The sequence below is a fragment of the Cystobacter fuscus genome (assembly GCF_002305875.1).
Lineage (GTDB): Bacteria > Myxococcota > Myxococcia > Myxococcales > Myxococcaceae > Cystobacter > Cystobacter fuscus_A.
In genome coordinates this window covers 6,565,829-6,587,719 of sequence record NZ_CP022098.1, presented here as the reverse complement: position 1 = coordinate 6,587,719, position 21,891 = coordinate 6,565,829, and the positions used below count along the sequence as shown (strand labels likewise).

Annotated in this window: 15 protein-coding genes and 1 pseudogene; 5 read left to right on the top strand and 11 right to left on the bottom strand. The window is 65.9% G+C overall.

Translation table 11 applies throughout. From position 1 onward, the window contains the following. Positions 1 to 61: 61 nt before the first annotated feature. A complete protein-coding gene (locus tag CYFUS_RS26855) occupies positions 62 to 2,113 on the bottom strand; it encodes a glycoside hydrolase family 71/99-like protein (protein ID WP_095987826.1) in 2,052 nt (683 codons plus the stop codon). Positions 2,114 to 2,175: 62 nt separating this feature from the next. Between CYFUS_RS26855 and CYFUS_RS26850 the strand changes: the two genes are divergently transcribed. Beyond that, the gene (locus tag CYFUS_RS26850) at positions 2,176 to 2,595 is read left to right on the top strand and encodes a hypothetical protein (RefSeq protein ID WP_095987825.1); all 420 of its coding nucleotides are present in this window, start codon (positions 2,176 to 2,178) and stop codon (positions 2,593 to 2,595) included. 111 nt (positions 2,596 to 2,706) lie between these two features. After that, a complete protein-coding gene (locus CYFUS_RS26845) occupies positions 2,707 to 4,410 on the top strand; it encodes a serine hydrolase domain-containing protein (RefSeq protein WP_232536820.1) in 1,704 nt (567 codons plus the stop codon). A 40-nt stretch (positions 4,411 to 4,450) separates the two neighbouring features. Here the strand turns inward: CYFUS_RS26845 and CYFUS_RS26840 are convergent, their stop codons facing one another. The 5 genes from CYFUS_RS26840 to CYFUS_RS26820 all read right to left on the bottom strand — a co-directional run bounded on the left by CYFUS_RS26840 (position 4,451) and on the right by CYFUS_RS26820 (position 11,169). Continuing rightward, positions 4,451 to 5,377, bottom strand: a complete 927-nt coding sequence (locus CYFUS_RS26840) for a hypothetical protein (RefSeq protein WP_095987824.1) — start codon at positions 5,375 to 5,377, stop codon at positions 4,451 to 4,453. Positions 5,378 to 5,493: 116 nt separating this feature from the next. Further along, on the bottom strand, positions 5,494 to 6,189 hold the full coding sequence (locus tag CYFUS_RS26835) for a DUF1349 domain-containing protein (RefSeq protein ID WP_095987823.1): 696 nt from the start codon (positions 6,187 to 6,189) through the stop codon (positions 5,494 to 5,496). Positions 6,190 to 6,369: 180 nt separating this feature from the next. After that, a complete protein-coding gene (locus CYFUS_RS26830) occupies positions 6,370 to 7,464 on the bottom strand; it encodes a glycoside hydrolase family 76 protein (RefSeq protein ID WP_095987822.1) in 1,095 nt (364 codons plus the stop codon). 267 nt (positions 7,465 to 7,731) lie between these two features. Further along, positions 7,732 to 9,894, bottom strand: coding sequence for a protein kinase domain-containing protein (locus CYFUS_RS26825; protein ID WP_157758672.1), 2,163 nt, complete (start codon positions 9,892 to 9,894; stop codon positions 7,732 to 7,734). A gap of 6 nt (positions 9,895 to 9,900) precedes the next feature. Next, positions 9,901 to 11,169 (bottom strand): serine/threonine protein kinase, encoded by a 1,269-nt coding sequence (locus CYFUS_RS26820; protein WP_269770156.1) that lies wholly within the window; start codon positions 11,167 to 11,169, stop codon positions 9,901 to 9,903. Positions 11,170 to 11,386: 217 nt separating this feature from the next. On the opposite strand from CYFUS_RS26820, the gene CYFUS_RS26815 reads away from it, so the two are divergent. The 3 genes from CYFUS_RS26815 to CYFUS_RS26805 all read left to right on the top strand — a co-directional run bounded on the left by CYFUS_RS26815 (position 11,387) and on the right by CYFUS_RS26805 (position 18,068). After that, a complete protein-coding gene (locus CYFUS_RS26815; RefSeq protein ID WP_095987819.1) occupies positions 11,387 to 16,807 on the top strand; it encodes a caspase family protein in 5,421 nt (1,806 codons plus the stop codon). 84 nt (positions 16,808 to 16,891) lie between these two features. Continuing rightward, positions 16,892 to 17,470 carry a TetR/AcrR family transcriptional regulator gene (locus CYFUS_RS26810; protein WP_095987818.1) on the top strand — a complete coding sequence of 193 codons (579 nt, stop codon included), beginning with the start codon at positions 16,892 to 16,894 and terminating at the stop codon, positions 17,468 to 17,470. A 115-nt stretch (positions 17,471 to 17,585) separates the two neighbouring features. Next, on the top strand, positions 17,586 to 18,068 hold the full coding sequence (locus tag CYFUS_RS26805) for a hypothetical protein (protein WP_232536819.1): 483 nt from the start codon (positions 17,586 to 17,588) through the stop codon (positions 18,066 to 18,068). Positions 18,069 to 18,501: 433 nt separating this feature from the next. Here CYFUS_RS26805 and CYFUS_RS26800 read toward each other — a convergent pair whose 3' ends face one another. The 5 genes and pseudogenes from CYFUS_RS26800 to CYFUS_RS50940 all read right to left on the bottom strand — a co-directional run bounded on the left by CYFUS_RS26800 (position 18,502) and on the right by CYFUS_RS50940 (position 21,785). After that, positions 18,502 to 18,960 (bottom strand): Imm26 family immunity protein, encoded by a 459-nt coding sequence (locus tag CYFUS_RS26800; protein ID WP_095987816.1) that lies wholly within the window; start codon positions 18,958 to 18,960, stop codon positions 18,502 to 18,504. A 3-nt stretch (positions 18,961 to 18,963) separates the two neighbouring features. After that, positions 18,964 to 19,824 carry a hypothetical protein gene (locus CYFUS_RS50945; RefSeq protein ID WP_157758671.1) on the bottom strand — a complete coding sequence of 287 codons (861 nt, stop codon included), beginning with the start codon at positions 19,822 to 19,824 and terminating at the stop codon, positions 18,964 to 18,966. A gap of 363 nt (positions 19,825 to 20,187) precedes the next feature. Further along, positions 20,188 to 20,316: pseudogene (locus CYFUS_RS54625) on the bottom strand (AbfB domain-containing protein); the annotation flags it as partial. Between the two features lie 146 nt (positions 20,317 to 20,462). Next, positions 20,463 to 20,921: an immunity 26/phosphotriesterase HocA family protein gene (locus tag CYFUS_RS26790; RefSeq protein ID WP_095987814.1), complete on the bottom strand. Its 459-nt coding sequence runs from the start codon at positions 20,919 to 20,921 to the stop codon at positions 20,463 to 20,465. A gap of 3 nt (positions 20,922 to 20,924) precedes the next feature. Beyond that, positions 20,925 to 21,785 carry a hypothetical protein gene (locus CYFUS_RS50940; protein WP_157758670.1) on the bottom strand — a complete coding sequence of 287 codons (861 nt, stop codon included), beginning with the start codon at positions 21,783 to 21,785 and terminating at the stop codon, positions 20,925 to 20,927. Between the last annotated feature and the right edge of the window lie 106 nt (positions 21,786 to 21,891).

The following is a 21,891-nucleotide window of genomic DNA, read 5'->3' as shown; positions in this document are numbered from 1 at the left end:
CGTGGTGGGGCCGGTCCGGGAGTGCTCTCCGGACCGGCTTCCCGCGCGACACCCGGGCGAGTCAGGGCACGGTGAAGGTTTGTGCCACGCTCCAGCCGCCCGCGTTGCCCAGGGAGTTGACCGCGCGCACGCGCCAGACGTGGCGGCCGGAGGAGGTGCCGCGCGTCACCTGGGTCGAGCTGCCCACGGACGTGATGACCCCATCCAGCCACAGCTCGTAGCGCGCGAGGGTGCCGCCCTGGGCGAGCGCGAGGGCGGGGGTCCACTGGTACGTCACCTGGGAGCCCGTCGGGGTGGCGCCGTTCAAGGGAGCCACCGCGTCTGGAATGGTGGGCTGGGTCATGGCGGCGCAGTTCGGCGGGGTGGTGCGATAGGGAATCTCCCCGCGGATCATCTTGGTGGCCTGCCCGGTGAAGCACAGGTAGGCATCCGAGGGCAGACCCTGGTTGTCGCGGAAATGCGCCTGGGAGGGAGGTGTCGAGGACACCTTGAAGATCTGCGTGCCCTCGTCGATCTCGTCGAACATGCCGAGGAACACCGAGGAGGCGCCGATGGAGGCGGCGCGCGCGACCTGGCTCCACAGGAAGGCCCCCGATTGCCGGTTGTCGGCGTTGGGGTCCCAGACCTTGCCCGAGCGGTTGAAGTCGCTGCTGCCCGGGTAGATCTGCGGCACGTACATGACGCCGCGAGCGGCCAGCGCGGCCTGATCCGCCGCCCAGTAGGAGGAGTTGGGGACGTCCCCCGGATTGCTGCCGCTGTTGCCGGTGTTCCAGGGCTGCCAGGCGCCCATGCGGTAGATGACCTGTTTCCACTCCTCGGGGTACGGCTCGATGTTCCAGTACCAGGCGCCGGCGCCCTCGACGAAGGCCTGGTAGGGGCCAGGGCCCTTGAAGATGTCCAGGATGGCGTGGGCGGTGGCGGGGCTGAAGCGGTCGCGGAAGAAGCCGAAGATGCCCACCACGGGCACGCCGTTGTGGTGCAGGTAGCGCGAGTCCGAGGTGAGCTTCAGGGTGTCCACCAGGTAGTGCCAGTCGCGGGTGATGGTGGAGACGAGCTCGGACTCGGGCGTGCCGGTCATGTCGTACTCGACGAAGAAGGTGCGCCCGGTGAGGTTGGCGGCGGCGCGCGCATGGCTCAGCACGCGCAGGGTGGGCAGGTCCGGGCTCGCGCCGGGGAGGAAGCGCTGCACGGCCACGCCGTCGATGCCGTGGGCCTCCATCCACTGGAAGTGCCGCAGCACCGTGCGGGCGTTGTTGGCGCTGAACAGGGTGGCCGGAGTGCCATCGGGGTGGGTGAAGCCGGTGGCGACGTGGCGTTCGGCCGGGGTGTACTCGGTCATGTCGGGCCAGTAGTCCACGGCGATCTTCGAGGGGCTCATGACGCCGCCCCAATCGGGGATGTAGTGCTGCCAGCCCGTGTTGTCGTCGTCTCCCGGGGTGCGGAACCAGCCCTGGTAGCCGCAGATGAGCTTGCCCTTGAGCGTGGTGGCATCCACCGGCGTGCCCCCGGCATACGTGGGCCCGGTGTAGGGCCCGAGGAAGGCCGTCAGTTGTTGATAGAGCGGGGTGGGCTGATCGCTCACGCGCACCTGGACGATATGCAATTGCAGGGGGCCGGGCTGGGTGAGGCGCAGGTCCGTGCCGCCGTTCTCGCCGTAGTGCAGGTCGGCGTTGTCCAGACGGAAGACCGCCGTCTTGTAGGCACCGGAGCCCAGCACGCTGTTGCCGACGGTGAAGCCCGCGAACTGGAAGTCATTGCCCACGGCGTTGTACTGGGTGCCGAAGTTGCCCGAGCCCCCGATGTCCTTGAAGTCGACCTCCATGTACAGCGTGGCGCCGGGGGTGAAGTTCACGCCCGCGGGCCGCTTGAAGTACATCAACCCCGTGTAGTTGCCACCGCCGAGGTTCTGGCCCTGATAGACGGTCTTCCCATCCAGGCTGATGGTGTTGAAGACGCCGTCCGAGCCCGACCAGGCCGTCATGACCGTGGTCACGGCCCCGGCCCGCCCGGGCAGGAGGGTGAGGCACACGAGGCACGCGAGCCATGACCACGAGAGCAGCCGTGGCCCCCAGGTGCTGCGATTCAGTCCACCGGTAATTTTTTCGTATTTCATGGATTATTACTATAATTCTTGAGATCCTGATTTTCCATCTATTCAATCCCTTGACAATTTGCGTGTACATCGTGACCGACGACGTGGCGAAGAACGAGTCCACCGTGTGGAAGGCCTCGAAGCAGGGCCTGGCGACGCCGACGCGTCTCGCCACCATCCCGGGCAGCATCGTGTCGCTCACCCCGGACGAGGCGGACCTCTACTTCGCCGACCGCACGGGAGGCCTCTTCAGGGTGTCCAAGAGCGGCGATGCCGTCACCCGGCTCGCGAGCACCGCGACCGATCTGTCCATCGCCGTCGATGCGGAGCGCTACTACTGGTTCAATGGCGCGGCCCTGACGGCGACGTGCAAGAACGGCGGCGGTTCCCAGGTGCTGGCCACCGTCCCGTCCCCCCAGACGCGCACTCCCGAAATCATCTCGGTGGATGGGGAGGGCGTCTACTGGCGCAACGCCCGCCAGGTCTGGAAGATCGCGAAGTAGGGCCGCGGTCGAGGAACGCGGGCCCGCCCCCCTCGGAAGAAGGAGCCACCGTGGAGGGCGGGTCGCCGTGCTAGGTTTCCGGCTGCGCGGACAGGGACAAGGAGATTCTCGGTGAACGTCGTTCGGTCGATCTGTTGTCTGATTGCCCTCGTCCTGGCGTGGTCCGCGCAAGCGTCGCCGGTCCGGGCGCAGACGGCGGAGGATGCCGACGCCGCCCAGCTCCACCAGCAGGTGGATGCGCTCTTCGCGCCGTGGAGCGGCGCGGATACGCCCGGTTGTGCGATCGGCATCTCCCGCGACGGAGCGCTCGACTACGTGCGCGGCTACGGCGTGTCGAACCTGGAGTACGACGTTCCCATCACGCCGGAATCGATCTTCCACGTCGCCTCGATCTCAAAGCAGTTCACCGCCTTTTCGATCCTGCTGCTGGTGCACGAAGGCAAGCTGTCGCTGGACGACGACGTCCGCAAATATCTCCCGGAACTGCCGGACTACGGCAAGACCATCACCATCGCCCACTTGCTCCACCACACCAGCGGCCTGCGCGAACAGGGGCAGTTGCTGAACCTGGCCGGTTGGCGCGGCGACGACCTGTCCACCGAGGCCGACATGCTGTGGGCCGTGACCCGGCAGCGCAAGCTGAACTTCGAGCCAGGCAGCGAAGTCGTCTACGTCAATGCCGGCTACACGCTGTTGGGGCTCGTCGTGAAGCGGGTGACAGGACAATCGCTGCGGGCATTCGCCGACGAGCGCATCTTCCAGCCGCTGGGCATGCGCGACACGCATTTCCATGCCGACCACAGCGAAATCGTGAAGCGGCGCACCTCCGCCTATCGTCCGGGAGAAAAGGGCGACTGGCGTGTGAGCATCCCGAATTACGACCACTACGGTTCGACCAGTCTCTTCTCCACGGTCGGCGACCTGCTGAAATGGCAGGACAACCTCATCCGCCCGCGTGTCGGCGCGACAGCCGTCATGGAGTTGATGTTGACGTCGGGCAGGTTGAACGACGGCCGGTCGATCGGCTACGGCGGCGGTGTGATGCTGCGCACCTATCGCGGCTTGCGCATCATCGAGCATGACGGTGCCGACGCCGGTTATCGCGCGGATGCGATGACCTTTCCCGATCAGCGGCTGAGCATCGCGGTGCTGTGCAACAGCGCTTCAGTCGATCCGCAGGAACTCACGCAGCGGATCGCCGAAGTGTATCTGGGCGACCGCATGGGCCCCAAGGTGGTGCCCGCGGTCGAGGTGCCCATGGCGACGCTGCGGGCGTTGGCCGGCACGTACTGGAGCCCCTTGACGGACGAGGTGGTGCGCGTGGAAATGAAGGACGGCGTGCTGCGTCAGGTCGGTGCTCGGACGGCGTTTGTTCCGATCGGCAAGGACACGTTCCGTCCTGGCGAATCGACGCACGAGTGGCGGTTTCGCAGGTCGGCCGACGGCAAGCACGCGCTGAGCATCCGCGACTCGTGGCCCACGCCGCGGACCTTCGAGCGCTTCAGCGCCCCGATGCCGACCCCGGCCGCACTGGCCTCGTTCGCCGGGCAGTACCGTGGCGACGAAGTCGACATGACCTATGCGGTGCGCCTGGCGGACGGCAAGCTGGCGATGCGCTGGCCGCGGCAGAAGGAAACCGTGCTCGAAGCCGTCGGTGGCGACCGCTTCGTCAGCGACATGTTGGGGACGGTGACCTTTACGCGGACCGCATCGGGTGAGGTGAATGGCCTGATGATCAGCAACCGCCGCCTGCGCCGCCTGCGGGCCGAACGCCTCGCGACGAGCAAGGCCCCGGCGCTGGCGGAAGGGCAGTGAGACTGCCTCGGTATTCCAGCAGCGCCTTGGCGACCTCGCTCTAGGGACAGAGCCGCTCGACAGACTTGATCCGCACGGCTCCGTCGATATTCGGATCGTTCGTCTGGTCGCCGATGGCGATGGTGCCGGTCGTCGTGAAGTTGTTCCGCGTGAGTTTCGCGACGCCGTCGATGCTCACCGTTGCCACCTTCTTGGTGTCCACCGAGAGTTCGTAGACATGATACGCGCTGTCGGTCACCGAGAACGCCGCGGACTGCGTGTCGTCCGCCCAGCCGATCGCCGCGCTGTCGAGGTAGATCATCTGCGAGCGATCCGCGGAATTTCCGGCCGGGGGCGTGAAGCTCCCCAGGATGGCCGCGCCGCTGTCGAGCTGGTTGTGGGTGTTCACCGACTCGACCTGCATCGTCACGCGGAGGGTGAACGGCTTCGTGGTGTCGAGCGCATTCGCCCTCATGATGAGCAGCTGCCCGCTCGTTCGCGCGCCGCTGCTCGTCGACGTCGCGAGGCGAACGTAGTCCGCGCCATACGTGAGCGTATTTGGCGTCTGCGAGGCCGTCGTCCAGCCTTGCGCCGCGATGTCGTGACCACCGACCAGCAGCGGAACGGTCGCCCGAGCCGTCCACTGTGTGGTCGACGTCTCCGGCACGCACGCCTCGCAGGCGTTCCCCGGGTTCGGCGCACCCGAGGCGTGGAACACGCCGTCAATGAAGCACTTCGGGGTGCACATGCCGGCCGAGCAGACCTGTCCCTCGTTGCACGACGTCCCGTCAGCGCGTTGCGTCCACGCGGTCGCGGACGTCGTCGGCGAGCACTGTTCGCACGAATTCGATGCGTTCACCGTCCCGTCGGTGACCTGCTTGCCGTCGATCTGACAGGTCGCGACACTGGGACTGGAATGATCGCCGCAAGCCGCTACAAAGCCGAGCACGGCGAGCCAGGAGAGTGTGGTGGAGCGAATGGGGAGCATGCAACCCGTCAGTCTACGCGCCCACACGCCCGCGCGGCGCGTCATAAGGAGCCACCGTGGAAGGCGGGCCGCGGTGGGGGGAGGCTACCCCCCTCAACCGAATGACTTCGCCTGGCTCAGGTCAGGTCGTGCAGATCCTTGCCGAGCGGAGGCGTGAGGCGGAACTCCGAGAAACGGACGCTCAGCCCCGCCCGCTCCGGCGTACAGCACATCGGTCCCACCTGATAGGACGCGGCCTCCGGGAACGGTGCGAGCCGGACCAACGGCCACGTCTTGCCATCGGCCGACACCTGCAACCGCAGCACCCCCTTGGCCACCGTCGCGCGCATCCAGAACGAGCGGGAGTCGTGTGCATAGGGCCCCGTCGCCCAATCCGACTTGCCATTCGTCAGCACGCTGCTGAGCATCGCCTGGCCATCGGACATCTCGATGCCCGCCTTGACCCAGCGCCGATTGTCGACGCGCACCATGATGCCGGCCTGGTCATACAACTGCTCATAGGCCGCCTCGACGCGGAGCTGCGCCGTGAAGCTGGCGCCCGTGCGAACACCCAGGAAATGGCCGGAGTCGCGCGTGAAGCCATAGTGGGTCTCACGCCAGAAGTCGGTCGACTTGTCCGTCGTCACCTCGAGGACGCCCTCGGCTCGCTTCCAGACCTTCGGCTCGTTCAGCCAGATTCCGTCTTCCATCGTCGTTCCCGCTCCCTTTCCAGCCGATGGCGCGGCCGCGGCCTTCTCGACGATCGTCGGCACCAGCAACGCACCCACTCCCGCGCCGAGGATCGTCCTTCGTCCGAATCTCTTCGAGCCCATTCAATGCCTCCATGTCTGGCACCGCCATCACATTCGCGGCGACGCATGTGTTTTCCCCTCGGCGCTCCTCGCCGGTCGCCCGATGGTCGGCCAAAGTGCCAAGGAGCGCAACGCCCGATCGTGCAGTGCGCTCCCTGTTCAGGCACACGCCGGCCCCAGCGGCCCACCCAGGAGGGGGCCTCAGTACGGAGTCTGCGTGACCGCGAGGCCGGGGCTCGACTCCCAGGACGTGACGTAGTTGTCCGGGGTGCGCCGCCACCACTGGCCCCACATCACGCCGGACGAGTTCCGGTACGACCACGCGGTGTTGGAGTTGTTGACCAGCCAGCTCTTGATGGACGCGTCATTGGCCGCGCCGGCCCACTTGCCCGCCCACCGCACGAAGATGCCCTTGAAGCCGGCGGTGTCGCCATGGCCGCCGTTGGCGTCGTACTCGTCATTGAGGATGTCGGCGATGTGCTGGCCCGTGAGGTTGCGGCGGGTCCAGTTCACCGCCAGCCCGCCCACGTCGCGGTAGCTCGTGTTGCCCGTGGCCTGGTAGAGCAGCGTCGACGCTCCCGCGAAGGTGCCCTGGTTGTAGGTGAAGGCCCACCAGACCTTGGTGCCGTTGGCCTGGATGTGGTCGGCCACCTGGCCGGTCGAGGGGTTGACCAGCGTGGCGCGCAGCCAGTTGTAGATCTGGTCCGCCTGCGCCCGGTAGCCCGTGTTCACCGTGTTGCGCGCGAGCAGCATCGCCGCGATGGTGGCCGGACCATTCACGCACGCGTTCTTGGTCTGCTTGTCCGTGCGCCACCACAGCCCTCCGCCCAGCTGGCTGTCCCAGGCCCGGTCCCAGATCTTGTTGAACTGCCATTGCGCCTGATCCAGGAACGGGCGGTGGCCGGTGATCTCGTAGCCACGCGTCAGGGCGATGACCGCCCACATGACGTCATCGTTGTACTCGTTCCACGACGCGAAGTCCGTGGTACCGCTGACCACGTTGTTCAGTCCGTTGAGCAGGCTGAACACCAGATCTCGGTGGACCGGATTGCGCGTCCGGTCGTAGGCGTCCTCGGCCGCCTCGATCTGCTCGCAGACCCGCCAGAAGTCGAACCGGCTCGGCGCGACCCGGTTGGTGTCGACCACGTAGTAGCCGTTGCCGCCGTTCGCGACATAGAAGGCGTTGTTGTAGGAGTCGAACGCCAGGTTCTTCTCCGTCGGGGTGAGCGCGAGGGCACCGGGCGCGGACGCCACGACCACGGCCGCGACCAGGCCATTCAAGAGACGCGAGTTCATGTAGGCTTCCTCCTTGGAAATCAGGACCTCCTGATATGGAGGTTAAATCCAGATAAACAACTTTTGCAAGAAATCAAAGGAGAAGCGACCCGGAAGACCAGGAGGGTGCACCTTCGGGGGCTCTGTCCACGGACAGGCCCGGAGACTCAGCGCCGGGCCACGGGCGGGAAGGGCTCGGCGTCGAGGCGCACGCCCACGTACGAGGGGAAGCGGTGCGTTACGGTTCTCTGTCGTTCCTTGGCGGGTCGGGGCGCCCGCTGGGTTCCATTATTGCTCCACGCATTGGGTGTTTCCCCACGCCGTCAGCAGACCGAGGCTGAGCGCGGCATCGAGTCGCGGTGCCTCGGGTGGCAGGACCCTCTTCACGCCGGAGCTGGCGAGGAGCGTGAAGGGGCTGGACCCCTCCGTCAGGCTGAGCCCTGTATCCACAGGGCGGAAACCATGCTCCAGGGCGAGCTTCTGAATCGGAGGTGAGAGGAGGAACCGGATGAACTCCTGGGCCGCCTCGCGCTGCGACTTCTGGGTCCAGCGGGTCATGATGGCCATGGGATGGTCGCTCCAATAGGTCAGCGAGGGGTAGAGGAGCTCGAATTCCTCCCAGCGGTCCCTGGCGACCTGGAGCTTGGAAAGGGCCAGGCTCTCGTAGACCACGGCCATCTCGTAGCGGGTGGAGCCAAAGCGGAGCATCTCTTCCATGAAGTCTCCGCTGGAGTTGCGCGAGACACGGAGGAACTGCTTGAGCGGCTTCAGCCAGAGCCGGAAGTCCTGGTCGGCAGCCGCCTGACCATGGCTGGGGTGGCGCCTGTGGTAGTCATCGTGCATCATCTGCAGGGCCTGGAGACCCGAGTTGGAGCAGGCCGGGTTGGTCATGCCGATGCTCAGTGGATTGTCTCCCCGCTCGGGCAGGTGTCCACGCAGCGCGTCCCATGAAAAGGCATCCTTGGAAGACCAGCGCTGATTGCTGCGCCATTTGACGATGACCAGCGGGGTCATGACCACGGACTCGTGCTTCTCGATGAGCGGGGCCTCGGCCGCCCCCGTGCGCTCGCGCCACTTGTGCTCGAGGAGCCTCAGCATGTCCTGGCTGGCCGGGCTCCAGATCGTCGGCCGCCTCTCTCCCGAGAGCAGTGCCTCCAAGCTCTCGAGGGAGCCTGCCTCCTCGAGGGTGACACGGATGAGGGGGTGTCTCTCGTGGAAGGCTTGGGTCGCCGCCCGCAGCCAGGCATGTTTCTCCGTGCCGTAGAGGATGGAAATCTCCACAGGGGTGACTGGAGGCAGGGCCGGATTGTCAGGCGATGGGTCAGCGGACCCAAGCCCACTTGGCCTGAGGACCGCAGCGAGCGCGAGGAGCGCCGCCGCCACAACCCCCACCACGGCCCAGCGCCTGCTGGGGTGCCTCGGCTTCGAGCTCACCCGCGTAGACCGAGGCGTTGCTGGCGTTGGGGGCGCGGGAGGAGGGGAGCGCTTCACCGGAGTCTCTTGCGCGGGTTGGAGTTCCGCGGACTCGGGCGCGGTGAACCCCAACTCCGCCAGGTAATGCTCCAGCGCTTGCGAGTCCGAACTCTCCGCGAGTGTGGCGAGCCAGGCCTTGAGCTCGATCATGAACGTCCGGCAGTTCGGGTAGCGCTCCTGTGGCTCCTTGGCGATGGCCCGGTGGACGATTCGCTGAAGTGGCTCGGGGAGCCCTGACCGCAGCTCCTGCACGGGCACGAAAGGCTCTGTCAGTATCGCCGCGCCAATAGCCTCCTCGATCTCGGTGTTGAAAGGCTTGCGGCCGGTGAGCAACTCATAGAGCACGATTCCGAGGGCGAACACGTCCATCTGTACGTCCGCCGCCTCGCCCCGCAGACGCTCGGGAGGCATGTAGGCCAGCTTGCCGCGGAAGATGCCCGTATGGGTCTGGTGGAGCTGATCCACGGTCTTGGCGATGCCAAAGTCCACCACCTTCACCCAACCACCCCGTGTCAGCATGATGTTGTCCGAGCTGATGTCACGGTGGACGATGCCCAGGGGCTGACCCGTGTCGGGGTTGCGCAGCTCGTGAGCATAGACCAGGCCCTTGCAGGCCCAGGCGATGATGCGGGCGGCGAGGGGAGGAGGGAGGGGGCGCTGGAACTCCGCACCCTTGCGGATCAGGGTCTTGAGGGTAGGCCCATCCACGTACTCCGTGGCCAGGAACCACGTGCCCTCATGCTCTCCGAAGTCGAAGACCTGGACGACGTTCGGGTGACGGAGTCGGGTGGCGAGGCGAACCTCCGAGAGGAACAGCTCCTGGAAGTCCTTCTCTTCCGCCAGATGGGGGAGGATGCGCTTGAGCGCCACCTCCATGGAGATGCCTCCGGGCCCCTCCTTGCGCGCCAGATAGACCTCGGCCATGCCCCCCGTGGCAATCTTCCTCACCAGGTGATAGGGGCCCAGAGATCTCTTCAACGACAATCAGTCTGCTCCTCGTGCATGGGCGCCGCGTTGATTGAGGGTCCGCTGCCAGAATCGCGCGGGAGCCGACGGGGTCGTGGCTTCGAGCGAGGCAGGAGGGGTGAGGGGCTGCTGAAACTCCGCCAGGTGCTGCTTGATCTGACGGAGGCCCACTGTCTTGCCCAGGGTGGAGAGCCACGATTCCAGGTCGGATTGGAAGAAGCGGCAGTCCGGGTAGCGCTCCTGCGTCTCCTTGGCAAGGGCCCGGTGGACGATGCGCTGCAAGTCCTCGGGCACTTCCGGGCGCAATTGCCGCACCGGCAGGAAAGGCTCACGGAGGATGGCCACGGCCGCGAAGTGGGGGTTCTGGGCGTTGAAGGGCTTGCGGCCGGTGAGCAGCTCGTAGAGAACCATGCCCAGGGCGAACACATCCGTTTGCACGTCGGCTGGTGCTCCCCGCAGGCGCTCGGGGGGCATGTAACTCGGCTTGCCCCGGAGCTTGCCCGATTGGGTGCGCCGCAGGTGGTTCGCCGCCTTGGCGATGCCGAAGTCCACGACCTTCACCGTGCCGCTACCCGCCACCATGATGTTGTCGGGGCTGATGTCACGGTGGACGATGCGCAGGTGCCCGCCCGTCTCGGTGCAGCACAGCTCGTGGACGTAGGCCAATGCCTCACAGGCCGATGCGATGATGCGGGCGGCCACCGGCAGGGACACCGGCAACGGGTGCTCGACGAGGTTCCTCAGGGACGGCCCGTCCACGTATTCCATGGCCAGATACAGCGCTCCCTCGTGCTCGCCGAAATCCAGCACGTGAGCGATGTTGCCATGGTTGAGCAGTGTGGCGATACGGGCCTCTTCCAGGAAAAGTTCCCTGAACTCCATGTCCTCGGCCATGTTGGGAAGGATGCGCTTGATGACCACCTGCTTCGAAAACCCCCAAGGCCCTGCCATGCGCGCCCGGAAGACTTCCGCCATGCCCCCTGCGGCTATCTTCTCCAGCTGCCGATACCGCCCAAAGTGGTCAGTCAAACAACACGCTCCTCCTACTCTCCGCCGCCGTAGGTCGTCTTCATCACAGCTCCGCGCGCAAGATATCCGAGTGATGTCACGAACCCATGACAACGACGTAAAAACAAATCTCCAAGTGCCCCATCCCGATTGAAGTCCCTCACCACGAAGCTGGCTCGGTTGCCCCTCAAGAGCGGGTAGATGAAGTGCAACGCGAACCGCTCGCCCGAGGCATCCACCCGCGACGCCTCCCGTGCGGTTGGCCAGGACGATGGACACGGAGCTTCCGTTCAATGTGGGCAGATCGCCCTCGCTACCCCACCGCACTCGCCGGGCGAGGGCTTACGGCGGCCTGTCTGCCCCCTGGCCCGGCGAGGCGGCGCCGAAGTGCCGCCATACGCCAGAGGGAAGGACGCGGTGGCGAGCGGCCCGCTGAGTCCCAGGAGGGAAGGCGGCCGTGAACGGGTGAGCAGGCCGCGGGGTGTTGTGTCCGCCGATGCGAGACTTCCCCTTCGACCCGGTCCGGCTGGACCTCGAACGTGGTCTGGCCGTTGTCATTGGAATCAACACCTACGCCCATGGCATCACCCCGCTGTGCAATGCCGTCCGGGATGCCCAGGCCGTCGCGGACACACTGGAGCGCCAGGGCTTCGAAGTGCTCCGCCTGCTCGATGAGCAGGCCACCCTCTCCACCCTCTCGGCGCTCCTGACCGGTCAGCTCGCTTCACGCCCGTCCCCGCCGGACCGGCTGCTCATCTACTTCGCCGGCCATGGGCTGGCGCACACCGACGACGCGAACCGGCTCTCCGGCTACCTCCTGCCCGTCGATGCCCGGCGTGACGAGCCCTCCACCTACTGGCGCATGGACGCGCTGCGCGATGCGCTGCGGGAGCTGCCCTGCCGCCACCTGCTGCTCCTCCTCGACTGCTGCTTCGCCGGCGCCTTCCCCCACGTGCCCTCGCGCGACCTGCGCGCCCCCGCCTCCTGCGCGCCCCTCTACCTCGAGCGCTTTCGCCACTTCTCCTCCCGCCGCTCCTTCCAGCTCCTCGCCTCCACCGCCCACGATGAATTGGCCTCCGACCGGCTCCTGGCCAAACCCGCCCAGGAGGCCCGGGGCGACGGACGGCACTCCCCCTTCGCCCTGGCGCTGCTCCAGGCCCTCCAGCACCCTTCGCCCGCGGACACCAACCAGGACGGCCTGCTCACCGCCTCCGAGCTCTACACCTTCCTGCGCGACCGGCTGGTCGACCTCATGCCCTCGCCCAGTCCGCAAACCCCCGCACTCTGGCCGCTGGATGGGCATGACAGTGGCGAGTTCCTCTTCCTCCTCTCCGAGGCCTTCCCCACGCTGCCCCTGGCGGCGCCCCTCTCCCGGCACTCCAATCCCTACCTGGGCCTGAGACCCTTCGCCTCCACCCATCGCCACCTCTTCTTCGGTCGCGAGCGCCTCGTTGACGCGCTGCACGGACACCTGCGCGTCCAGCCCCTGCTGCTGTTGTGCGGCCCCTCGGGCGCGGGCAAGTCCAGCGCCGTCCACGCGGGCCTCCTGCCCCGACTGGGCGATGACCCCGCCTGGCGCATCCCCCGCTCCCTGCGCCCCTCCGCCCGGCCTCTGCACGCGTTGTCCTCCTGGCTCGCCGCGCTGGAGCCCGGCCGCGCGGTGCCCTCGGCCGCGAGCCTCGCCGAGACCCCTCGCGCCGCCGCCGCATGTGTCCTCTCCTTCCTCGCCCGCCACGAGGACCTGTCGCTGCTGCTCGTCGTCGATCCCCTCGAGGAACTCGTCACCACCTGTCCCGACGACGCCACGCGCGGGGCCTTCCTCCAGGCGATGGGCGCGCTGCTCCAGGCGGGCCACCCGCGGCTGCGGCTGCTGTGGCTGCTGCGCTCGGACTACGAGCCCCACTTCCACGCCCTGCTGCGGCCCGCCGGCGTGCCCGCCGAGCCCTGGCACGGCGGCCGCCAGCCCCTGACGCCCATGAACCGGGACGAGCTGCGGCGCTGCATCGAGAAGCCCGCCGAGGCCTCCGTCCTCTTCTTCGAGCCGGGGCTCATCGAGCGCCTGCTGGATGACGTCGAGCAGATGCCCGGGGCGCTGCCCCTGCTCTCGGTGGCCCTCAGCGAGCTGTTCGACGCCTGTCTCACCAGCGGCCGGGACGACCGCACCCTCGGCTTCGATGACTACCGGGGCATTGGCGGCGGCATCGCGGGGGCACTCCAGCGCCGGGCCGAGCTCGTCTTCGCCGGAGAGCCGCCTCCCGCCACCGATGGCCAGACATCACAGCTCCGTCCGGGGCCGGGGGAGCTGCCCGCCTTCCAGCACACCCTGCGCAACGTGCTGCTGCGCATGGTGTCTCCCGAGGAGGGCGGGCTCGCGCGCCGCCGCGTTCCCCGCGCCGAGCTGGAATACACCTCGCCCGAGGAGAATCGCCGCGTCCAGCGGGCCCTGCGCACGCTCGAGGCTTGCCGCCTGGTGGTGGCCAGCGATGACGCGGGCCCCTGCGTCGAACCCGCGCACGACGCGCTGCTCTCCGCCTGGCCCCGGCTCCACGAGTGGACCCTCCAGGCGAGGCGTGAGCTGCTGCTGCTGCGCCGCGTCTCCCATGCCGCGTCCGAGTGGCACCGCCATGGCCGGGGCCGTGACTTCCTCTGGGCGGATGGGCGCCTGGAGCAACTGGAACTCGCGCCCACGGCCCTGCACCGGCAGGAGGCGCCCCTCTCCCTGAACACCGTGTCCGCGCGGGGGCCCGAGCCCCTGGACTTCAACGCCGCCGAGAGCGCCTTCCTCCGGGCAAGCGCGACACGGCGGCGCCAGCTGCTCACCCGCCGCTCCGCGGTGGCGCTCTCGGTGGGCCTCGCGCTCGTGCTCCTCACCGTGGTGGCGCTCTTCCAGGCGGACCGGGCGCACGCCAAGGCCGAGGAAGCCGAGGCCAGCGCCCAAGAGGCCCGACAGAGAAAGGAGGAAGCCGAGGCCAGCGCGCGGGAGGCTCATGCGCAGCAGGAGCGGGCCGAGCACCACGCCGAGGAAGCCCGCCGGCAGGAAGCCGCCGCCCTGAGCAACTTCGCGGAGGCCCAGCGCCAGCGCGAGTCCTCAGAACGCCACGCCCGCGAGGCGCTCGAACAACAGCGGCTCGCCGAGGCCAACGCCCGCGAGGCCCTGAACCAGAAGCAGCTCGCCGAGGCCAATGCCCGCGAGGCCCAGCGCCAGCAGGAGGCCGCCGAGGCCAATGCCCGGAGGGCGCGGGAGCAGCAACAGCTCGCCGAGGCCAACGCCCGGGAAGCGAGCACCCAGAGGAACGCGTCCGAGGCCAACGCCCGGGAGGCTCGCCGACAGCAGGAGACCGCCGAGGCCAATGCCCGGGAGGCCCAACGTCAGGAGGAGGTCGCCACCACCAACGCCCGGGAGGCTCGCAGGCAGCAGGAGACCGCCGAGGCCAATGCCTGGGAGGCCCAACGTCAGAAGGAGGCCGCCGAAGCCAACGCGCGTGAGGTCTTGACCCAGAAGGAACTCGCCGAGGCCAACGCTCGCCGGGCACGCACGCAGCAGGAGGCCGCCGAGACCAATGCCCGCGAGGCTCGACGCCAACAGGCGCTGGTCCAGCTCAACGTCCGTCTGGCCCGGGTGAGGACCCTCATCGACAAGAACCCCACCCAGGCGATGTTGGCCCTGCGCGAGGTGTTCGGCCAGGATGCGGCATCGAGGAATGACTGGCAGCAGTCCGCCCTGCAGACCAGCCAGCGCGTCATCAGCCGCGCAGTCCTCGCCGGACACGAAGGCGACGTCAACACGGTCGTTCTCAGTCCCGATGGCCTACAGGTCCTCACCACCGCCTCGGACGGTCACGCGCGTCTCTGGCGCGCGGATGGACGGGGGCCTCCGCGCATCCTCGAGGGTTCTCGACAACCCTTGAACTCCGCCGTCTTCAGCCCCGATGGCTCCCTCATCCTCGCCGCTTCGGATGACAAGACCGCGCTCCTTTGGAGCACCCACGACACGATCCGGCCCCTGCACACCTTCAAGGGTCATCGCAAACCGGTGAACTCCGCCGTCTTCAGCCCCGATGGCTTCCTCATCCTCACCGCCTCGGATGACAAGACCGCGCGCCTCTGGCACGTGGATGGCGAGCTGGTCAGCGAACTCACCGGCCACAAGAAAGAGGTGAGCTCCGCCGTCTTCAGCCCCGATGGCTCCCTCGTCCTCACCGCTTCGGATGACAAGACCGCGCGCCTCTGGAATAGGAGCGGAGAAGAACTCAGACGATTCACTGGCCATCAGGATGTGCTGGTCTCGGCCAGCTTCAGCCCCGATGGCTCCCGCATCCTCACGGTCGCCAACGACAAGACCGCCCGTCTCTGGAGCAAGGACGAGAAGAAAGCCCTGAACGTCTTCGCGGCTCATTCGGGCTTCGTGAGCTCAGCGGCCTTCAGCCCCGATGGTACCCACATCGTCACGTCCTCGGATGACGGCACCGCGCTGCTCTGGCGCGTCGACGCGGAAGAAGCCGAGCGCATCTTCACGGGCCACGCCTACGGAGTGAACTCCGCCGTGTTCAGCCCTGACGGCACCCTCATCCTCACCGCCTCGGAGGATGGGACCGCCCGTCTATGGCGCACCGATGGAAAGGACGAGCCCTTCGTGCTCTCGGGCCACCTGGAGCGGGTGAACTCCGCCAGCTTCAGCCCCGACGGCTCCCTCGTCCTCACCGCCTCGGACGATGGCACCGCGCGCCTCTGGCCCATTCGAGGCGCGGGCACACCGTTCTTCTTCACCGAGATGGAGTTCAACGTGCCCATGGCACTCAGCCCCGATGGCTCACGCCTGCTCACCATCTCCTGGGGCAACACGGTGGACCTCTTCAATACCGACGGCACCGGTCAGCTGGTGGACATGTTCCATGAACACACGAACTCCGTGAACACGGCCGCCTTCAGTCCTGATGGCGCCCTCATCCTCACGGCGGCCGATGACGGCACCGCGCACGTGCGGAACAGACGAGACATGAAAAGGCCCCCACGAATCCTCGACACGGGCCAGAAGACGTCGACCTCCGCCCTCTTCAGTCCCGACGGCTCCCAAATCCTCACCATCTCGAACGGCCGCCGCGCTCGCCTCTGGCATACCGAAGAGACTGATTCATCCTCTTTCGGCCTCAAGGATTCTGGATGTGATATGAGTTTCGCCACCTTCAGCCCCGATGGAGCCGCCCTGCTTTCCGACGGCGCGAAGCAGGGGTCCGTCTGTCTCTGGCGCACGGCTAGAAAGCAGGCGCCCCGAGTGCTCAAGGGCGCCACGGGGACGGCCACCTCCGCCACCTTCAGCCCCGATGGAGACCACTTCATCGTCGCCTTCGACAACGGAGAGGCCCGCCTCTGGGACACCCGGAACCTGACGCAACCGCCTCGCGTCCTCGGTGACCATCAAGGCCCCCTGAACACCGCCACCTTCAGTCCGGATGGAGCCTTCATCCTCACCGCCTCCGACGAGGAGAAGGCCCACCTATGGCGGACGGACGGAAGCGATAGGCCACGTGAGCTCAAGGGACACACGGATTACGTCACCTCCGCGCGCTTCACCCCCGATGGCTCCCATGTCCTCACCGCCTCCGACGATGGCACGGCCCGTCTCTGGCCCGTGAATGGACAAGGTCATCCCTTCATCCTGAGGCATGAAGAGCGCATGGACTTCCATGCCAGTCTCCACGCCATGATCACGCGGGATGGAACCCGCATCGTCACGGCATGCGAGAATGGACTGGTGCGCGTCTGGCCCCTGCAACCCGAGCCTTTGCTCGAGTACTTCCAGAACGCCACCACGGTGTGCCTCTCCGCCCTGGAGCGCGAGGAGTACCTGCTCGAGGACGCCGCCACCGCGCAGGTGGGCTACGAGACCTGCGAGCGGGCCCAGGGCCGGCTTCCCTGAGCCCGCCTTCCATCAGTCCCCGGGCTTGATGGATCCCTCGTTGAACTCCTTGCGCTTCGTTCGACTAGTTGGTAGATAGTCGGCATGAACGCCACGACAGCGGACCGCATCCTCGACGCAGCTCAGGCGATCATGATTGAGCGCGGGTACAACGGCTTCAGCTACGCGGACATCGCGGAGGTCGTGAAGATCAGCAAGCCCACCATCCACCACCATTTTCCGAGCAAGGCGCTGTTGGCGAGGGACGTGGTGGTGAGATACCGCGAGAACATCCGCTTGTCGTTCACCCACCTCGGCCGGATGGTGCCCGACCCGCTCGGGCAGTTGAAGGCCTATGTCTCCTATTGGGAGACCTGCATCCGAGAGAAGACGACGCCCTTTTGTGTGTGCGCGTTGCTCGCCGCCGAGATGCCGACGCTCCCCGAGGAGGTGGGGGCCGAGGTCCGGGACCATTTCCGAGAACTCGCGGGGTGGTTGGCCAAGACCCTGGAGGAAGGCCGGCGCCGGGGCCTTCTCGATTTCGGGCGCACGGCCGCCCTGGAAGCCGAACTCTTCATGGCCACGATCCATGGCGCCATGCTGGCCGCGCGAGCCTCGGGGGAGTGGACGGTCTTCAGCGCGGTGACGACCGAGGCGCTTCGCCTCCTCCAAATCAGAACCTGAGTCGCCGGGGCAGGGCCGCGCCTGCTCCTTTCTTTTACCCTGTCTGTCTATCAACTAGTCGGTAGAATTTCGTTCATCCCCGTTGTCCTCGAAGGAAAGCGCAATGAGTTCCTCCATGTCGACCCTTGGCATCGTGCATACCGTGATCAGCGTCGTTCCCCTCGTCCTCGGAGTGTTCGCGTTCGTGCGTGACGGGCAGATCGATCCGCGCAACCGGATCGGCAAGCTGTACACGGCCACCATGGTGGCCTCCATCGTGACGTCCTTCGGCTTGTCGAGCCGGGGCGGTTTCAATCCGGGGCACGCGCTGGGCCTGCTGGCCCTGGGATTGATGTTGGCGGGAGCCGTCACGGGGAAGATTCGAGGACTCGGGCGAGCCCTCCCCTATGTGCGCACGCTCACGTTCTCCGCGAGCTTCCTGCTTCTGCTGGTACCTGGAGTCAATGAGACCCTGACCCGCCTGCCCGTCGGCCAACCCCTGGCCTCGGGTCCGGAGTCACCGCTCGTGCAGAGGAGTCTGCTCGGCCTGCTGCTCCTCTTCCTGTTGGGGTCGAGCTACCAGGTGTTCAAGCTGCGTGGGAGCCAGAGGGCCGTCTAGCTTCGAGTTCCGTTACAGGCGAGCCAGGTCGAGTCGGCGTTGAAGCCGCCGGCCGAATCCCAGGTGCTCCCGTAGCCCGAGGCCGTCCACACTGTCGATATGACGCAGGTCGCGGTTGGTGTAGCCCTCCGCCGTGGTCCTCACCCTCCAGGAGACGTCCGCCCCTGCGCCCCATGGCATTGAGCCCCGGAAGCTACGGGTCAACCAACGTTGGCGGCCTGGGTGTCTCGCGCACGGGGACGTAGCACTTCTCGGCATGCTCGTAGAGCTGGCCACACGGAGGACTTCCCACCATCTCGAACCAGCACCCGCCGTTGCTCTCCACCTGTCCGCCCGAAGGTGGCAAGCACGGAGGGGCCTGCTGCCGCTCCAGGCGTTTCGGGGGCAGGCCGACACTCAGTCTCGCAAGGGCGGGGGATTTCTCGCGCACACTCTACTGCTCCAGCTCCCTCTTGATGCGCTCCAGTACTGAGTTGGGACGTCCCATGAAGGCATCGAGCAGACGTTTTTCGACACCGTGCGATTCCCAAACAGTGGCTGGCTCGAGCCCAATACATTCTTTTGGGGTCGCCTCTCTTTCATTGCCAAGGCTATCGAAAATCGTACAGCGGCGGAGCGGTCCCACTTCCATGCTGAATTGAACAACGGGTTGAGTCAGGTGCTCTTCAATCTTTCTCCACCCGATGGGTTCCCATGATTTCGAATGTGGAGAGCGGACAACAATCCTGAAAAGGATGGGCTTGGATGCGATCCTGTCCAGGTCCGCGTCCGGCTCGGTGGTCCTGTAATTGTAGAAGGCATCGAACGGCAGTTCGAGAACCCTTCCATAGCCGAAGGAGCCGTCTGGGAGGGGAATTCTCAAGAATGAACCTGGTTTGTGCGTTGGCCGCATGTCCTAGTATCCTGTGTAACGGTGAAGTTCGCTCCAGCGAGTCGTAGCGGCATCGTGAAACCGTCTGCCCCGCGGGTTGTTTTTTGCTACGGCGCGCACGACGTTCTCGGTTCGATGGGGCTTGCCCGTGTCGGACTGGGCGCCTCCACTGGAGTCTATCAGTTGCTGTTCTCTTCCGCGAATCCGCCAGTATGCTGGGTCATCATACCTCTGAGCGTAGTCGATGGCAGCCCCAATGTCGAATACATCCAGTTGCGCATCATCGAATGAAACACTGCTCGGATCTTTGTTCTCGTCAACGTGATGATTCAAATCACGGAGCTTGATGGCCAACTGTGCCTGGAGTCTGAGAGGCAGGTTGGGGTCAACGACCATGCTGGTCCGCCCAGAGTAGTAAAGGTTGGTTGCCTCATTGAGCTTCCTGTAGGTTGCATAGAGACGGCCGCGTTTCTTTTTGCTTTCTCTGGCGGATTCCGCATCTGGCCGTCCACTGGGAAGAGCGCGGGGAGAAGACACTGACTCAGGTTGGGGCGTGGGCGCGCTTGTCTCTACTGACACCGTGCCATCAGGCGCCTGGTGAATGAGGATCTCCATCTCGATGTTGGTCGGATGCCCAGCGCCCTTTGGGGAATACCGGCCTCGAGCCCATCCAAAAACATCTCCGAAGTGTGTACCGTAGAACCTGTCCGCGATGTCGATGGGAGTCTGCTCCCCATCCACAACCGCTTTGACGGTGAAGCAAAGCAGCAGAATACTGCCCGCGGCCGCGACGACCGCGCCGCCCGTGACCAGAGCTTCTCCTGCCGCAGCGCCAGTGCCTGCTCCTGCCGCGGTCGTGCCGCCTCGCGGCACCGGGCGGAGCATACCGCGGGGGACCCCATCTCCTGCGCCTCCGCCAGGAAGCCCTCGCAGCGGTGGTGGGGAAGGGGGACGTGGAGCCGTCGGCGAACTCGCACCCGGCGCGGGCACGGCGGCGGATGCTCCACTGTGTTCCGCCGGCTCAACGCCGCTGCTCGGGACGTAGACGCAGTACCTTGTCTGTCCAGTGGCAGGGAGAACGCTCCGGGAGGAGCTACTACACCCCACGAGCAACATGCATGTCAGCAGCGCTATCCCTCTTGGCACCTGGCGCCTCCATGCATGGGCTCCGCTCGCGAGGAGCCCCACGCGGGATTACAGGGAGGCTGGGCGGCCGAGTCAACCAAGGGACAGCGAACGCGAGGGGCGGGACTCGAACGACACCCCCGAGCCGGACAGACCCGGCTGGGCGCAGAAGGTGGCGTCCTGATCGAAGAGCGCCGAGCCATCGCGGCGATCCCTCCGCACGCGGCTGGCCGAGTGCCGCAGGGAGGAACCTCCGATGTCTCTTCACGCCCCTGATGAATGCGCGCCCGCCGCTGCCAGAAGCCCCTGGTCCAGGTTCCGGCGCAAGAAAAAGCCCATCGTGAGCGGAGGACTTGTGCGCTGGGGTGGCCCCTGTGCCGGGACGCGGAGGGCACACCCTATTGCTCCAGCTCCCTCTTGATGCGCTCCAGTACTGAGTTGGGGCGTCCCATGAAGGCATCGAGCAGACGTTTTTCGACACCGTGCGATTCCCAAACAGTGGCTGGCTCGAGCCCAATACATTCTTTTGGGGTCGCCTCTCTCGAATTGCCGATGCTATCGAAAATCCAACAGCGGCGGAGCGGTCCCACTTCCATTCTGAATTGAACAATGGGTTGAGTCAGACGTTCTTCGAGATCTCTCCACCCGATGGGTTCCCATGACTTCGAGTATGGAGAGCGGACAACAACCCTGAAAAGGATGGGCTTGGATGCGATCCTGTCCAGGTCCGTGTCCGGTTCGGTGGTCCTGTAATTGTAGAAGGCATCGAAATGCAATTCGAGAACCCTTCCATAGCCGAAGGAGCCGTCTGGAAGGGGAATCCTCATGAATGAACCTGGTTTATGCGTTGGCCGCATGTCCTAGTATCCTGTGTAACGGTGAAGTTCGCCCCAACGAATCGTGGCGGCATCGTGAAAACGTCTGCCCCGCGGGTTGTCTTTTGCCACGGCGCGCACGACGTTCTCGGTTCGATGGGGTTTGCCAGTGTCGGACCGGGCGCCTCCACTGAAGTCTATCAGTTGCTGCTCTCTACCGCGAATCCGCCAATATGCTGGGTCATCATACCTCTGATCGTAGTCGATGGCAGCCCCAAGGTCGAATACATCAAGTTGCGCATCATCGAATGAAACACCGCTTGGATCTTTGTTCTCGTCAACATGATGATTCATATCACGGAGCTTGATGGCCCACTGTGCCTGTAGATCAAGAGGCAGGCTGAGATCAACGACCATGCTGGTTCGCCCAGAGTAGTAAAGGTTGGTTGTCTCATTGCGCTTCCTGTAGGTTGCATAGAGACGGCCGCGTTTCTTTTTGCTTTCTCTGGCGGATTCCGCATCTGGCCGTCCATTGGGAGGAGCGCGGGGAGAAGACACCGACTCAGGTTGGGTCGTGGGCGCGCTTGTCTCTACTGACACCGTGCCATCAGGCGCCTGGTGAATGAGGAACTCCATCTCGATGTTGGCCGGATGAGCAGAACCCTTTGGGGAATACCGGCCTCGGGCCCATCCAAAAACATCTCCGAAGTGTGTACCGTAGAACCTGTCCGCGATGTCGATGGGTGACTGCTCACCGTCCACAACCGCTTTGACGGTGAAGCAAAGCAGCAGAACACTGCCCGCGGCCGCGACGACCGCGCCGCCCGTGACCAGAGCTTCTCCTGCCGCAGCGCCAGTGCCTGCTCCTGCCGCGGTCGTGCCGCCTCGCGGCACCGGGCGGAGCATACCGCGGGGGACCCCATCTCCTGCGCCTCCGCCAGGAAGCCCTCGCAGCGGTGGTGGGGAAGGGGGACGTGGAGCCGTCGGCGAACTCGCACCCGGCGCGGGCACG

Coding starts and splice junctions, on each gene's coding strand:
- CYFUS_RS50945 (WP_157758671.1), bottom strand. CDS start 19,824: ATGCTCCGCCCGGTGCCGCGAGGCGGCACGACCGCGGCAGGAGCAGGC.
- CYFUS_RS26840 (WP_095987824.1), bottom strand. CDS start 5,377: ATGCTCCCCATTCGCTCCACCACACTCTCCTGGCTCGCCGTGCTCGGC.
- CYFUS_RS26835 (WP_095987823.1), bottom strand. CDS start 6,189: ATGGGCTCGAAGAGATTCGGACGAAGGACGATCCTCGGCGCGGGAGTG.
- CYFUS_RS26815 (WP_095987819.1), top strand. CDS start 11,387: ATGCGAGACTTCCCCTTCGACCCGGTCCGGCTGGACCTCGAACGTGGT.
- CYFUS_RS26810 (WP_095987818.1), top strand. CDS start 16,892: ATGAACGCCACGACAGCGGACCGCATCCTCGACGCAGCTCAGGCGATC.
- CYFUS_RS26855 (WP_095987826.1), bottom strand. CDS start 2,113: ATGAAATACGAAAAAATTACCGGTGGACTGAATCGCAGCACCTGGGGG.
- CYFUS_RS26790 (WP_095987814.1), bottom strand. CDS start 20,921: ATGCGGCCAACGCATAAACCAGGTTCATTCATGAGGATTCCCCTTCCA.
- CYFUS_RS26800 (WP_095987816.1), bottom strand. CDS start 18,960: ATGCGGCCAACGCACAAACCAGGTTCATTCTTGAGAATTCCCCTCCCA.
- CYFUS_RS26830 (WP_095987822.1), bottom strand. CDS start 7,464: ATGAACTCGCGTCTCTTGAATGGCCTGGTCGCGGCCGTGGTCGTGGCG.
- CYFUS_RS50940 (WP_157758670.1), bottom strand. CDS start 21,785: ATGCTCCGCCCGGTGCCGCGAGGCGGCACGACCGCGGCAGGAGCAGGC.
- CYFUS_RS26805 (WP_232536819.1), top strand. CDS start 17,586: ATGTCGACCCTTGGCATCGTGCATACCGTGATCAGCGTCGTTCCCCTC.